This window comes from Streptomyces sp. NPDC102279, from assembly GCF_044766365.1.
Classification (GTDB): Bacteria; Actinomycetota; Actinomycetes; order Streptomycetales; family Streptomycetaceae; genus Streptomyces.
Map to the genome: position 1 here is coordinate 335,984 of NZ_JBIWLU010000004.1, position 13,669 is coordinate 349,652.

Annotated in this window: 11 protein-coding genes; 7 read left to right on the forward strand and 4 right to left on the reverse strand. The window is 71.5% G+C overall.

Translation table 11 applies throughout. From position 1 onward, the window contains the following. Nucleotides 1-130: 130 nt before the first annotated feature. Nucleotides 131-874 (reverse strand): methyltransferase domain-containing protein, encoded by a 744-nt coding sequence (locus ACIRQH_RS11435; RefSeq protein WP_388932487.1) that lies wholly within the window; start codon nucleotides 872-874, stop codon nucleotides 131-133. Nucleotides 875-1,063: 189 nt separating this feature from the next. Here ACIRQH_RS11435 and ACIRQH_RS11440 point away from each other — a divergent pair, with 189 nt between their 5' ends. Beyond that, nucleotides 1,064-1,750 carry a maleylpyruvate isomerase N-terminal domain-containing protein gene (locus ACIRQH_RS11440; protein ID WP_388932490.1) on the forward strand — a complete coding sequence of 229 codons (687 nt, stop codon included), beginning with the start codon at nucleotides 1,064-1,066 and terminating at the stop codon, nucleotides 1,748-1,750. A 92-nt stretch (nucleotides 1,751-1,842) separates the two neighbouring features. After that, nucleotides 1,843-2,466, forward strand: a complete 624-nt coding sequence (locus tag ACIRQH_RS11445) for a histidine phosphatase family protein (protein ID WP_388873328.1) — start codon at nucleotides 1,843-1,845, stop codon at nucleotides 2,464-2,466. A 106-nt stretch (nucleotides 2,467-2,572) separates the two neighbouring features. On the opposite strand, the gene ACIRQH_RS11450 is transcribed toward ACIRQH_RS11445, so the two are convergent. Further along, nucleotides 2,573-3,337, reverse strand: coding sequence for a sirohydrochlorin chelatase (locus ACIRQH_RS11450; RefSeq protein WP_404225370.1), 765 nt, complete (start codon nucleotides 3,335-3,337; stop codon nucleotides 2,573-2,575). Then, complete coding sequence (locus ACIRQH_RS11455) at nucleotides 3,334-4,473, reverse strand: uroporphyrinogen-III synthase (protein ID WP_388873323.1); 1,140 nt, start codon at nucleotides 4,471-4,473, stop codon at nucleotides 3,334-3,336. The genes ACIRQH_RS11450 and ACIRQH_RS11455 overlap by 4 nt, the downstream gene beginning before the upstream one ends. Nucleotides 4,474-4,664: 191 nt before the next feature. On the opposite strand from ACIRQH_RS11455, the gene ACIRQH_RS11460 reads away from it, so the two are divergent. The 5 genes from ACIRQH_RS11460 to ACIRQH_RS11480 all read left to right on the forward strand — a co-directional run bounded on the left by ACIRQH_RS11460 (nucleotide 4,665) and on the right by ACIRQH_RS11480 (nucleotide 12,528). Then, complete coding sequence (locus ACIRQH_RS11460) at nucleotides 4,665-6,782, forward strand: molybdopterin oxidoreductase family protein (RefSeq protein ID WP_404225372.1); 2,118 nt, start codon at nucleotides 4,665-4,667, stop codon at nucleotides 6,780-6,782. Beyond that, on the forward strand, nucleotides 6,779-8,020 hold the full coding sequence (locus ACIRQH_RS11465) for an NAD(P)/FAD-dependent oxidoreductase (protein ID WP_388873317.1): 1,242 nt from the start codon (nucleotides 6,779-6,781) through the stop codon (nucleotides 8,018-8,020). Before ACIRQH_RS11460 ends, ACIRQH_RS11465 begins: the two co-directional genes overlap by 4 nt. Beyond that, nucleotides 8,017-10,623, forward strand: a complete 2,607-nt coding sequence (gene nirB, locus ACIRQH_RS11470; RefSeq protein WP_388873315.1) for a nitrite reductase large subunit NirB — start codon at nucleotides 8,017-8,019, stop codon at nucleotides 10,621-10,623. The genes ACIRQH_RS11465 and nirB overlap by 4 nt, the downstream gene beginning before the upstream one ends. Further along, a complete protein-coding gene (nirD, locus tag ACIRQH_RS11475; RefSeq protein ID WP_355875066.1) occupies nucleotides 10,620-11,012 on the forward strand; it encodes a nitrite reductase small subunit NirD in 393 nt (130 codons plus the stop codon). The genes nirB and nirD overlap by 4 nt, the downstream gene beginning before the upstream one ends. A 97-nt stretch (nucleotides 11,013-11,109) precedes the next feature. Continuing rightward, the gene (locus tag ACIRQH_RS11480) at nucleotides 11,110-12,528 is read left to right on the forward strand and encodes a nitrate/nitrite transporter (RefSeq protein WP_388873313.1); all 1,419 of its coding nucleotides are present in this window, start codon (nucleotides 11,110-11,112) and stop codon (nucleotides 12,526-12,528) included. A 65-nt stretch (nucleotides 12,529-12,593) separates the two neighbouring features. Here the strand turns inward: ACIRQH_RS11480 and ACIRQH_RS11485 are convergent, their stop codons facing one another. After that, nucleotides 12,594-13,592: a GlxA family transcriptional regulator gene (locus ACIRQH_RS11485; protein ID WP_388873310.1), complete on the reverse strand. Its 999-nt coding sequence runs from the start codon at nucleotides 13,590-13,592 to the stop codon at nucleotides 12,594-12,596. Between the last annotated feature and the right edge of the window lie 77 nt (nucleotides 13,593-13,669).

Here is a 13,669-nt window from a genome sequence, read left to right on the forward strand (position 1 = left end):
CTGGGGGAAGCCCGCCCACGGCCGGCGCCCACGCGTAGCCCCTTGCCCATCTGCCCATCTGCTCATGCCCATTCCCACGCCCATGCCGCCGGCCGCCGGGTGTCGTGCGGGACCGGCTCCCTGACGCGGGTCAGCAGTCCGTCACGAGCAGGCGATAGCCGACATCGACCGTGTCGAGCGTGAGCAGGTCGGCGTAACGCTCGTGCCAACGGCCGGTCACCAGGTCGTCGGTGAGTGCTGCCAGCCCGGGAGCGAGGGCCCCTTCCCCGGTCTGGGCGAACATGGAGATCCCGGCGCGCACCTGCGGGTCGAGGTAGGCGCGCGGGCGGCGCCAGTACGCTGCGCCGAAGCCGTCCGTGCAGTCGTGCGGGACGGGGACGGCCTCCTCACGCGCCCCGCCGAGCAAATCGGCCAGCCGTTCGGTCGGAATGGCGCGGGTGTCGTCGAAGGCGGCCGCCTGGGGGAGATAGTCCCGCACGAGCCAGAACTGCTCGCGGAAGACCTGCTGGTCCCAGGTCAGGATGACGATGCGGCGGCGCGCGATCCGGCGGAGCTCGGCGACCCCGGCCGTCACGTCGCTCCAGTGATGGACGGTGAGCAGGGCCATGACGGTGTCTGCGGCGTTGTCGCGCAACGGAAGGGCCTCGGCGACGGCGCACACGGCGGGCGCCGCGCCGGGTGGCCGCTGGGCGAGCATGATGTGGCTGGGCTCGACGGCGAGGACCGTCCGTGCCGGCTCGTAGGAACCGGTGCCGGCCCCTACGTTGATCACATCCAGGGCGTTCCCGAGCGCGGCGTGAATCTGCGCGGCGATCCGCGGATCCGGCTGCCGGGTCCGGCCGTACGTGGCGCCGAGGGTGTCATAGATGGCCATGCCCCTCAGTATTCGGCATGGCACCCGTGCGGTGACCCGGCAGGAACAGTGAGCTGTCCCCAACTTGTCGATGGTGCACGCCGGTTACGGCAGCGGGGCGCTGGGGACGGCGCTGCCGCCCGCCGCCGGGCCGGGCATGCCACTCACCTGCACGGTCATTGACACGGGCGGGCGCCTTAGGCTGGCTTCATGACGGAACCTTACGCGGACGGCGAGAAGCCGGGTCAGGTCCTGCGCCATGCCTACGAGGCGTTCGCCGCGGTCGTCACCGGCCTGGACGCCGAGGAGTCCTGGTTGCCTACGGGCTGCGTGGGCTGGGCAGTTCGGGACCTGATCTTTCACTGCCTCGGAGACGCCCAGCGCGGACTGGTCGCCCTGCACACCCCGTCGTCCGGCCCGGCGGACCGCGACGCGGTGACGTACTGGCGGGACTGGCGGCCCGACTCGGTGGGTGCGGCGAACGGCCGACGCTGGGCTCGGGTGAGCGCCGGCATGTTCCTGGACTTCGATCAACTGCGTGACCTGTATCTGGAGACGGCGGCGGCCACGGTGACGGCCGCGGCGGTGGCCGATCCGGCGCGCCACGTGGCCACGCAGGGCCATGTCCTGACCGCAGGGGACCTGATGACGACCCTCGCCATGGAGGCGACCATCCACCACCTCGATCTCACCACCGAACTTCCGGCCGCTCCCGGACCGTCGCCGTCAGCACTCTCCTCGGTCCGTTCCGCCCTTGACGGACTTCTGGGCCGCGCCGTGCCGTTGGCCTGGGACGACGAGTACTACGCGCGGGCCGCCACCGGCCGCGTACCGCTCACGGAAGCGGAGCGGCAGGCATTGGGAACGGACGCCGCGCGCCTTCCCCTCTTCGGTTAGAGCACCTTCCTCGGCCGGGGGATGGAACCGGCATGGAATGCGGCAACGTCCATCGATGCACAAGATCGACAGTGGACGTAGGGGAGTTCGCCATGACCGGCACAGCCACCCGATACCTCTATCTCGTCCGGCACGGCGAGGCGTCGCCGGACGAGAGCGGGCTGACGGAAGGCGGTCGACGGCAGGCCACGCTGCTCGGACAACGCCTCCGGGACATCCCCTTGGCGGCAGTTCATCATGGTCCGCTGCACCGGGCCGAGCAGACCGCACTTCTGATCGGCGACCAACTGAGGAACGTCCCGCTGAACGTCTCGGAAGTCGCCGGGGACTACATTCCCCACATGCCGACGAGAGACGAACTCCCGGCGGATTCGGCGGACTTCTACCTCCGCTTCCTCGCCGGCACCACTGACGAGGAGCAGGAGCACGGGCGCGTGCTGGCTCGCCAGGCGCTGGACCAGTTCACCGGGCCGGTGGAGGCGGAGGAGGACCGGCACGAACTGGTCGTCACCCACAACTTCCTGGTCGCCTGGCTCGTCCGGGACGCCCTGCAGGCACCCAAGTGGCGCTGGCTCGGCCTCAACTACTGCAACGCCGCACTCACGGTCATCCGCTACGTACCGGGCCGGGCGCCCTACCTCCACATCGCCAACGACATGCGACACCTGCCGGCGGAACTCCGCTGGACGGGGTTTCCCTCCGAGCTGCACATCTGAAGGGGGCCCCGAGCCGCAGCCGGGCGGAAGGGCATCAGGCATTCGCGTACGCCACCGCCGCGCCCGGGTCGGTCGGGGGCTCCTCGTGAGGAACCCGATGCGCCGCCTACCAGTGAGAACGTGAAGTCGGCGGCGCCGATGATGTGGGCTCCAGAGCCTCGTCGTAGCGCAGCGCGACGAGGCGGGCGAGTGAGGTGTGTGTGCCGAGGGGCGCGGAGGTGAGGTTGCCGCCGGCGTGGGCGGCGCGACGGGCGAAGAAGCCGGGGCTCATCAGGTACGGGGCGACAGCGATACGGGTGTGGCCCTCGGAGCGGAGGGCGGCGACGGCTTCGGCGGGGGTGGGGCCCGCCGCGCAGAGGTAGGCGGGGACGACGTCGTGGAGGGGCGGATGCCGCAGGCGCAGCAGTGCGGCCATGGCTGCCGCGTCGGCATTGGCGTCGGGGTCGGTGGATCCGGCCGCCGCGAGGACGACGGGCCCGTCTCCGGCGCGCCACCCGGCATCGGCGAGACGGTCGGTGAGGGCGTCGGCCAGGAGCGGGTGGGGGCCGAGCGCGGCGGCCACGCGGGCGCGCAGGTGGGGTGCCGAGGCGAGGGCCTCGGGAATGTCGACGCGGACGTGATAGCCCGCGCCGAGCAGCAGGGGCACGAGGACGACATCGCCTTGAAGGCGGGCGAGCGCCTCCGGCAGCGACGGCGTGACCAGGTCGAGGAAGCATCGTTCGACGCGCAGGCCGGGCCGGAGCGCGCGGACCCGGTCGACGAGCGCCTCGGTGACCGCGACGCCCGCGGCGTCCCGGGTGCCGTGGGCAACGGCGAGGAGAGTCGGCCGGAACGGGCGGCCGAGGTCCGGCGAAGGGACGGTCGTGGTCATCCCGCCGCCAGCCGGTAGCCGCGCTTGGGCACGGTCCTGACCAGATCGCTGTGCGGGCCGAGTGAGGCGCGTAGCCGTGCGATGGCGGCTTCCACGGCGTGCTCGTCCGCGTCGGAGTCCGCCCAGGCGCGGCGCAGCAGTTCGGCGCGGCTGAGGACCCAGCCCGGGCGCTCGGCCAATGCGCGGAGCAGCGTCGCGCCCTTGGGAGAGAGCCAGTAACTCTCGTGGTCGACCAGCAGCGCGCTGCCTTGCAGCACCAACGTCCTTCCGGCTACGTCCAGTTCCTGGCGGCTGCGCGTGGGCAGGGTCTCGGTGAGCGTGCGGACGAGTGCGCCGAGGCGCCCGCGCTCGGGCCAGATCACCGGCAGTCCGGCGTCCAGCAGCGGCCGTGCGCACACAGGGCCCACGCAGACCGGCAGCACATCGTGGGACATGGCCTCCAGAACGCGTTCGTGCAGACCGTCGGCCGACGCCGTCTGCAGGAAGGCGGTGATCGCCGGCGCGCTGGTGAAGGCCAGGGCGTGCACCTCGCGGCGAACGGTCGACTCGACCAGACGCCGGACGGGGGCCGGGTCCTCCGGGGGCGCCCAGCGGTACACGGGGACCGTCACGACCTCGGCGCCCCGCTCCCGCAGTGCCGCACTGAAGGTGGTCAGCGGCAGGCCGTGTTCCTGCACCGCGATCCGGCGGCCGGCCAGTGGCTGGGCCAGCAGCCAGGTCAGGAGCTCGTCCGTCGCCTCGCTCACGGGGGAGTAGGACTCGCCGAGCCCGCTCGCGCGGACGGCGCCGGTCGCCTTGGGCCCGCGTGTCAGGACGACGGCGTCCCTGCAGACCGCCGAAAGCTCGGCGCCCCGTCCCCAGCCGTCGGCCGCGCTCATCCAGCCGCGCCAGCCCACGCCGGTGGTCGCGACGACATAGTCCAGCGGCGCCGTGATGCAGAGCTCGGTGGCCCGGCGCAGAGCGATGTCGTCCTCCAGCGGAAGGATGCGCAGGGCCGGGGCCTCCACGACGCGCGCCCCGCGCCGGGTCAGCAGCGCCACGAGCTCGTCACGACGGCGCGCGGCGGTCACACCGACGGTGAACCCTGTCAGCGGACCGGCCGGCTCGGCCGGGGTGGAAGTGTCGTTGGTGCCCATGAACGCAGACTCCGGGCACGCGGTTTCCGTCAGGTTGCCTGGTCATCACGTGCGGGTTAGGCAAATGCTTCGCCGTGTTACGGCACATGTCCTCCGCCGCACCCCGTCCGGCCTGCGGCGTGAGCGACGTGTACCGCGGGCGCAACACGGACGACCAGTCGGCGTAACGCGCCGTAGTCACTGTTTTCGGCATGGAGACCACGACCGACACCCACTGTCCGTACTGCGCACTGCAGTGCGGCATGCGTCTTGCGACGGCCGCCGGTGTCGGGACGACGGTCGTCGAACGACCCGAGTTCCCGGTCAACCGGGGAGCGTTGTGCGGGAAGGGGCAGTCCGCCGCCGCCCTGCTCGACAGGACGAGCCGACTGACCACGCCACTGGTCCGCGAACGCGGAACCCTGCGGGCGGCGAGCTGGGACGAGGCGCTGGACAGGGTCGCGCGAGGCTTCTCGGCGATCCGCTCCGAGCACGGCGCGGACGCCGTCGGAGTCTTCGGCGGCGGCGGGCTGACCAACGAGAAGGCCTACCAGCTGGGCAAGTTCGCCCGGGTCGCGCTCGGCACCGCCAACATCGACTACAACGGACGCTTCTGCATGTCGTCGGCCGCGGCGGCGAACCGTATCGCATTCGGCCTGGACCGCGGACTGCCCTTCCCGCTGGAGGACATCCCGCGCACCGACTGCCTCATCCTCGTCGGCGGCAACCCGGCGGACACCATGCCGCCCGCCCTGCGCTACTTCCGCGAACTGCGCGAGAACGGCGGCACGCTGATCGTCGTCGACCCCCGGCGCACCAGGACCGCCGAACTGGCCGACATCCATCTGCAGCCCCTGCCCGGAAGCGACTTGGCGCTCGCTCTCGGCCTGCTGCACCTGCTCATCGCCGACGGGCTGGTCGACCACGAGTTCGTCGACACCCGCACCGCCGGATTCGGGCCGGCGCGTGCCGCCGCGATGGCCCACTGGCCCGAGCGCGTCGAAGGGCTCACCGGCATAGCTGCGAGCCAACTCCGCCTGGTGGCACGCCATTTCGGCCAGGCCACCAGCGGCATGGTGCTGACCGCGCGAGGTCCCGAGCAGCAGAGCAAGGGCACCGACACCGTCGGAGCGTGGATCAACGTGTGCCTCGCGTCGGGCAAGGCGGGCCGGCTGTACTCCGGCTACGGCTGCCTCACCGGCCAGGGCAACGGGCAGGGCGGGAGGGAACACGGTCAGAAGGCGGACCAGCTCCCCGGCTACCGATCGATCGAGGACCCGTCCGCTCGCGAACACGTCGCCCGCGTCTGGGGCGTGGACCCGGAGACGCTGCCGCGCACGGGCCGCTCCGCCTACGAACTTCTGGACAGCCTTGGTGATCCGGGGCCGGACGGTGTGCGCGGGCTGCTGCTCATGGGCTCCAACCCGGTCGTCTCCGCCCCGAACGCGACCCATGTGACGAACCGCCTGCGGTCGTTGGACCTTCTGGTCGTCAGCGACCTCGTGCTCTCCGAGACCGCCCAACTCGCCGACGTCGTTCTGCCCAGCGCCCAGTGGGCCGAGGAGACCGGCACGATGACCAACCTGGAGGGCCGGGTGATCCTGCGGCAACGGGCGGTCGACGCACCCGAGGGCGTGCGCGGAGACCTGTGGCTGATGCGCGAACTCGCCGAGCGCCTCGGGGTCAAGCGGGGGTTCGACGACGACCCCGAGACGGTCTTCGAGGAACTGCGGCGCGCCTCGGCGGGCGGTCAGGCCGACTACGCGGGTATCAGCTACGACCGGATCCGCGCCGAGGACGGGGTCTTCTGGCCGTGCCCGACCGAGGACCACCCCGGCACGCCCCGGCTCTTCCTCGACACCTTCGCGACGCCGGACGGCCGAGCCCGGTTCGCCCCGGTCACCCACCGCCCGGCGGCGGAGGAACCCGACGCCGCGTACCCGGTCTACCTCACCACGGGGCGGGTGCTGTCGCAGTACCAGAGCGGGGCTCAGACCCGCCGTGTGGGCGCGCTGAACGCCTCCGCGCCGGGACCGTTCGTGGAGCTGCATCCCCTGCTGGCGCGGCAGCTGGCGATCGCGGAAGGCGATGCGCTCGCGGTGACCTCTCGACGTGGCAGGGCCGTCGCACCGGCGCGGATCACCGACACGATCCGCCCCGACACCGTGTTCATGCCGTTCCACTGGCCGGGCGCGGGACGGGCCAACACGCTCACCAACCCGGCGCTGGACCCGACCTCGAAGATGCCCGAGTTCAAGCTCTGCGCGGTGCGGGTCGAAGCGGCGGCCCCCACCGCGACGGCGAAGCCGGACGAGGAGCCGCACGCATGAGCGGCGCTCGCCACATCGCGGTCGTCGGAGCCGGCATGGCGGCCGCACGTTTCGCCGAGCGCTACCACGCCCTCGGCGGTACCGCCCGGATCACCCTCCACGGAGCCGAGCCACGCCCGCCCTACAACCGCGTACTCCTCGCTGACGTGCTGACCGGCCGCTACGCAGCGGAAGCGGTGGCGCTACCGATCGGCGCCGCTGAACTGCGCGTCGGCAGCGAGGCCGTGGCCGTGGATCTCGCCGGGCGAACCCTGACGTCGGCCGACGGCCGCAGCGATACCTGGGACGAGCTGGTCCTCGCGACCGGCGCCAATCCGGTCCTCCCACCGATCCGCGGAGTGCGCCTCCCCGACGGCACGGGACTGCGCGACGGGGTGCACAGCCTGCGCACTCTCGCCGACTGCGCGCGGCTGACCGAGGACATCGGCAGGGCGCGGCGCGCCGTCGTCATCGGCGGCGGCGTCCTCGGCGTCAGTGTCGCGAGGGCACTGGGCGCTCTGGGCCTCACCGTCGAGATCGTGCACCAGGGACCTCATCTGATCGAGCGTCAGCTCGACGCCGAGGCGTCGGCGGCGCTGCGCGAGGGACTGCGGCGGATGGGTGTCGTGGTCTACCCGAACAACCGTGCCCGCGCGGTGGTCGGCCGGCACGGCACCGGGGACAGCGCCGTCGAGCTGGCCAACGGCTACCGGCTCGGCACCGATCTGGTCGTCCTCGCCTGCGGTGTCCGCCCCCGCACCGCGCTCGCCCACGCCGCCGGTCTCGCCGTCGACACCGGAATCGTCGTCGACGACACGCTGGCCACGTCCGCGCCACACGTCCACGCCATCGGCGACTGCACCCAGCACCGCGGAGTGGTGCACGGTCTGTCCGGCCCGGCCTGGGAACAGGCCGACGTCCTCGCGGCGCGTCTCTCCGGCACGGACCCCGACGCGCTCTACCAGGGCTCACGCCCCCTGGCCCGGCTCAGCGCGGGACCTCTGGAGTACGCGGCCTTCGGCGAGGCGCACCTCGACGCCGAGGATCAGGCCGCGGACCCCGAGCTGAACGTGCTGCGCCTGTCCGACGCGACGCGCGGCAGCTACAAGAAGCTCGTGCTGCGCGGAGAGCGCCTCGTCGGCGCCATCCTGCTCGGCGACCTGGCCACCGTGGGTGAACTCGCCCGCGCCTACGAGCGTGACGCGTCCATCCCCGACCGACCCCTGCACCTGCTCACCTCATACGGAGCGACCCCATGACACACCGCCCGACGTCCGGCCCGTCGTCCCGTCCGCTCAAGGATCTCGTCCTCGTCGGCCACGGCATGGTCGGTCAGCGCTTCCTGGAGGCGCTGACCGAGCAGCCCGGAGGGGCCGACTGGCGGATCACCGTCCTCGCCGAAGAGCCGCGCCCCGCCTACGACCGGGTGCACCTGACCTCGTGGTTCTCCGGCACGGACGCCGACGCGCTGTCGCTCACGCCACCAGGCTTCCTGACCGACCACGGCATCGATCTGCGCCTGGCCGAACCGGCCGCCGCCGTCGACCGCGCCGCGCAGACCGTCACCACCGCGTCCGGCCAGGTGCTGCACTACGACGCGCTGGTGCTGGCAACCGGGTCCTACCCGTTCGTACCGCCCGTACCGGGCCACGACGCGGCCGGCTGCCACGTCTACCGCACCATCGAAGACCTGGAGGCCATCCGCGACGACGCGGAACGGGCAGGCAGAGGTGTGGTGGTCGGCGGCGGACTGCTCGGCCTGGAGGCGGCCGGGGCCCTCACCGCGCTCGGCCTGGAGACCCACGTCGTCGAGTTCGCGCCCCGCCTCATGGCACTCCAGGTCGACGCAGGCGGGGGGCAGCTGTTGCGCCGCAAGATCGAGGAGCTGGGCGTCACCGTCCACACCGGAGCGGGCACCCAGGCCATCGTCCTCGACGAGGACGGCCGCGTACGCGGCATGGGACTCTCCGACGGCCGGGAACTCCCCGCCGACCTGGTCGTCTTCTCGGCCGGCGTGCGACCGCGGGACCAACTGGCACGCGAGAGCGGCCTGCCCGTCGGCGAGCGCGGCGGCATCGTCGTCGACGAACGCTGCCGCACCACGGACCCGCACGTCTACGCCATCGGGGAGTGCGCGCTGGCCGCGGACGGCCGGGTCTACGGCCTGGTCGCCCCCGGATACGCCATGGCCGAGACCGCGGCCCGCTCACTGGCCGGCGAACACCGTGACCAGGACGCCTTCACCGGCGCCGACACCTCGACCAAGCTCAAGCTCCTCGGGGTCGACGTCGCCAGCTTCGGCGACGCGCACGGCGCGACCGAGGGAGCACTCGACGTCCTCTACAGCGACAGCCGCAACGGCGTCTACAAGAAGCTCGTCATCGGCCGCGAGGGCCAACTCCTCGGGGGCGTCCTGGTCGGCGACACCGAGTCCTACGGACTGCTCCGCCCCCTGGCGATCGGTGGCGAACCCCTCCGAACGGCCCCCGAACAGCTCGTTCTCCCCGCCGGACTCGGCCCAGCCGGGCCGATCACGCTGCCCGACGAGGCCGTCGTCTGCTCCTGCCACAACGTGAGCAAGGGACAGATCCGCGCCGCCGTCCACGACGAGGGATGCGCCACCGTCCCCGAGGTCAAGAAGTGCACGAAGGCGGGGACCGGCTGCGGCAGTTGCGTCAAACTGCTCGGCACCATCGTGACGGAGGAACTGCAGGCGAGCGGTGTCACCGTCGACAAGGGGCTGTGCGAACACTTCGCGCACACCCGGACCGAGCTCTACGAGATCGTCCGGGTCGCCGGCATCACCTCGTTCACCGACCTGGTCGACCGGCACGGCAGCGGCGAAGGATGCGACATCTGCAAGCCGGTCGTCGCCTCCATCCTGGCCACCCTCGACAACGGCCACATCCTCGACGGCGAACAGGCCGCGCTCCAGGACACCAACGACCACTTCCTCGCCAACCTGCAACGCAACGGCTCGTACTCCGTCGTGCCGCGCATCCCCGGCGGTGAGGTCACCCCGCACGGCCTGATCACGATCGGTGAGATCGCCCGCGACTTCGGCCTCTACACGAAGATCACCGGCGGGCAGCGCATCGACCTCTTCGGCGCCAGCGTCGACCAACTGCCCACCATCTGGCGCCGGCTCGTGGACGCGGGATTCGAGTCCGGCCACGCCTACGGCAAGTCCCTGCGCACGGTGAAGTCCTGCGTGGGCGAGACCTGGTGCCGTTACGGAGTGCAGGACTCGGTGGGCCTCGCGATCGAGCTGGAACTCCGCTACCGGGGGCTGCGCTCACCCCACAAGCTCAAGTCCGCCGTCTCCGGATGCGCACGGGAGTGCGCGGAGGCACAGGGCAAGGACTTCGGCATCATCGCCACCTCCACCGGCTGGAACCTCTACGTCGGCGGGAACGGCGGAATGACGCCGCGACACGCCGATCTGCTGGCCGCCGACCTGGACCGCGACACGCTGATCCGCAGCATCGACCGGTTCCTGATGTTCTACATCCGCACCGCCGACCGGCTGGAGCGGACCTCCGTCTGGCTGGACCGGATCGAAGGCGGCCTGGACCACGTGCGGGCGGTCGTCATGGACGACTCACTGGGTCTGTGCGCCGAACTGGACGCCCTGATGGAGCGACACGTCGACCACTACCAGGACGAGTGGGCCGCGGTGCTCGCCGACCCGGAACGGCTCAGCCGCTTCGTCTCCTTCGTGAACGCCCCCGGCACACCCGACCCCGCCGTGACCTTCGTTCCGGAGCGCGGCCAGATACGCCCCGCCCGACCCGACGAGCACGGAACCATCCTTTCCCCGGCCCTGGTGGCCGGCCCCCGACTGGAGGTGCGTACCGCGTGAGCAGGTATGTGGAGATCCATGACGGCACGCACTGGACGCGGGCCTGCGCCTACGAAGACCTGATCCCCGGGCGAGGGGTGGCGGTCCTCGGCGCCCGCGGCGAGCAGGTGGCCGTCTTCCGCGACCGGGCCGGATCGCTGTACGCGGTCGACAACCGTGACCCGTTCAGCGGCGCCCACGTGATGTCACGCGGGATCCTCGGCAGCCGAGGCGACGTCCCCACGGTCGCGTCGCCGATGTACAAGCAGGTCTTCGACCTGCGCGACGGACGCTGCCTGGACGAGAACACCGCCCCCGACGGCACCCCGGCCGTGCTGCGCGTCTGGCCGGTGCGCGACAGCGCGGACGCGACCTCACAGCTGGCCGGAGCGGGCGTGCACGGGCCGTAGCACGGCCGATCTGCGGGGAGGCGGACCACGTAACCCGCCCCTCCTAGCGTCGTCGCAACGGACTACCCCCACCTCACGAAACAGCGGGTGACAGCTGATGACCAGTGTGGTCGACACAGAAGGCACGGCCGAAGAGGCCGCCGGACGCACGAGCGCCCCCGACAGCCCGCATGCCTCCGGGAGCGCGGACCGTCCCGGCGGCATCACGGACTGGCACCCGGAGGACGAGGCGTTCTGGGAGCGGACCGGCGCCCGGGTCGCGCGCCGCAACCTGGTCTTCTCCGTCCTGTCCGAACACATCGGTTTCTCGGTGTGGAGCCTGTGGTCGGTCCTGGTGCTGTTCCTCGGACCCGAGTACCACATCGACCCGGCGGGCAAGTTCACCCTCACCGCGGTGCCGACGGCGCTCGGCGCCACGCTGCGCCTGCCGTACACGTTCGCGGTGGCGAGGTTCGGCGGCCGCAACTGGACCGTGTTCAGCGCCCTGTTGCTGCTCGTTCCGACCGTACTGGCCGGAATCGTGCTCCAACCCGGCGTCTCCTACGGCACCTTGCTGGCCGTTGCCTGCGTGGCCGGTGTCGGCGGCGGCAACTTCGCCTCCTCGATGGCGAACATCAACGCCTTCTACCCGCAGCGCCTCAAGGGCTGGGCCCTCGGAGTCAACGCCGGCGGCGGCAACCTCGGCGTGCCGGTCGTACAACTCATCGGCCTCCTGGTGCTGGCCACCGCAGGCGCGGCCCACCCTCGGCTCGTACCGTTGGTCTACCTGCCCCTGATCGTGCTGGCGGCCCTGGGCGCGGCCCTGAAGATGGACAACCTGACGTCGCTGAAGAACGACAGGCGAGCCCTGCGCGAAGTCGCCACGGAACCGCACAGCTGGGTCATGTCGGCGCTGTACGTCGGCACCTTCGGCTCCTTCATCGGCTTCGGCTTCGCCTTCGGGCAGGTCCTGCAGGTGCAGTTCCACGACCAGTTCGACACCCCCGTCAAGGCCGCCTACCTGACGTTCCTCGGCCCACTCCTGGGTTCGCTGGTGCGCCCGTTCGGCGGGAAGATGGCGGACCGCTGGTCCGGCGCGACCGTGACGCTGTGGACCTTCGCCGCGATGGCGGCCGGCACGGGTGTCGTTCTGGTGGCCTCCCACCAGAAGTCACTGCCGCTGTTCCTCACCGGTTTCGTGGCGCTGTTCGTGCTGAGCGGTGTCGGCAACGGCTCCACCTACAAGATGATCCCCGCGATCTTCCAGGCCAAGGCGCAGATCGCGGTCGCAGCCGGAGCCGACCCCGAGACCGCCGGACGGGACGCGCGGCGCCGGGCGTCGGCGCTGATCGGTCTGGCCGGTGCCGTCGGCGCGTTCGGCGGGGTTCTCGTCAACATCGCCTTCCGCCAGGCCTTCCTGGCGGGCGCGAGCGGCGACGCCGCCTACTGGGCCTTCCTGGCCGCGTACGCGATCTGCTTCGCTCTGACGTGGACGGTCTATCTGAGGCCGCGGGAGGGCCGGATGACCGCGGTCTGACGGAGAGGGAGGCGGGGTGCCCGGCGCGAGGTCGCGCCGGGCACCCGCGCTCTGCTCCCGCACGCCTATCGGGTCTGCGGCACGCGGAACCTGCGACGGTATTCGGTGGGCGTGGTGTTCAGCCGGCGCCGGAACGCTCGCACCAGTGTGTCGGTCGTGCCGAACCCGCAGACGGACGCGATGCGTTCGAGGGTGGCGTCGGAGGACTCGAGTTCGTGGCGGGCCTTCTCGACGCGCACGGACTCGATGTAGGCGTGCGGGGTCATACCCAGCTCCGTCTTGAAGAGCCGCGTGAGGTGCCGGTCGCTGACGTGCGCGAAGGCCGCCAGGTCCACGACGGTCAGCGGCTCGGTGATGCTGCGCAGGATGTGATGGCGGAGGTCCTCGATCCGCCGCGTCGTGGAGAGTTGCTCCAGGGGGACACTGAACTGGCTCTGCCCTGAGGGTCGTTTCAGGTACATCACCAGCTGCCGTGCGACGCGCAACGCGACGGCCTCACCGAGATCGTCGGCGATCAGGGCCAGCGACAGATCGAGACAGGCGCTGATCCCGGCCCCGGTCCAGACATCGCCCTGCCGGATGAAGATGGGATCGGCGTCGACCTCCACGGCCGGGTGGTCCGCCGCGAGCTGGGGCGCGGTCGACCAGTGCGTGGTGGCGCGCTTGCCGTCCAGAAGGCCCGCCGCGGCGAGAAGGTGGGCGCCGACACAGACGGAGGTCACCCGGTGGGTCCGGCCCGCCAGGGTCTTCACCCAGCCGACCAGAGTGGGGTCGACGACGGCACGGACGCGGCGCTCGCTGTCGATCTCCACCGACCCGGGCACGATGAGGGTGTCGATGCTCTTCCCGGCAGCCTCGCCGAAGGTGAGGTCCGGCAGGATGCGGACCCCGGCAGACGTGGTGACGGGATCCATGCCCGCGGCTGCCAGAACGACGTGATAGCCGCTCGCGTCCTCGGTCTCGCGCCGGGCCAGGGAGAAGACCTCCGGCGGTCCGGTCACGTCGAGCAGGTCGACGCCCTCGAAGAGCACGATGACGATGAGGCGTCTGACGATGTCCGGCACAAGTCCCCCTGAACGGTGCTCGGTATGCCTCGCGGCATGTCCGTATCTGCATGTTAGACGTCATTGTCGACACGCCT

What these genes read in the sequence shown, in the direction of transcription:
- ACIRQH_RS11435 (WP_388932487.1), bottom strand. Translation starts at nt 874, where the DNA reads ATGGCCATCTATGACACCCTCGGCGCCACGTACGGCCGGACCCGGCAG.
- ACIRQH_RS11450 (WP_404225370.1), bottom strand. Translation starts at nt 3,337, where the DNA reads ATGACCACGACCGTCCCTTCGCCGGACCTCGGCCGCCCGTTCCGGCCG.
- nirB (WP_388873315.1), top strand. Translation starts at nt 8,017, where the DNA reads ATGACACACCGCCCGACGTCCGGCCCGTCGTCCCGTCCGCTCAAGGAT.
- ACIRQH_RS11455 (WP_388873323.1), bottom strand. Translation starts at nt 4,473, where the DNA reads ATGGGCACCAACGACACTTCCACCCCGGCCGAGCCGGCCGGTCCGCTG.
- ACIRQH_RS11480 (WP_388873313.1), top strand. Translation starts at nt 11,110, where the DNA reads ATGACCAGTGTGGTCGACACAGAAGGCACGGCCGAAGAGGCCGCCGGA.
- ACIRQH_RS11460 (WP_404225372.1), top strand. Translation starts at nt 4,665, where the DNA reads ATGGAGACCACGACCGACACCCACTGTCCGTACTGCGCACTGCAGTGC.
- ACIRQH_RS11440 (WP_388932490.1), top strand. Translation starts at nt 1,064, where the DNA reads ATGACGGAACCTTACGCGGACGGCGAGAAGCCGGGTCAGGTCCTGCGC.
- ACIRQH_RS11465 (WP_388873317.1), top strand. Translation starts at nt 6,779, where the DNA reads ATGAGCGGCGCTCGCCACATCGCGGTCGTCGGAGCCGGCATGGCGGCC.
- ACIRQH_RS11445 (WP_388873328.1), top strand. Translation starts at nt 1,843, where the DNA reads ATGACCGGCACAGCCACCCGATACCTCTATCTCGTCCGGCACGGCGAG.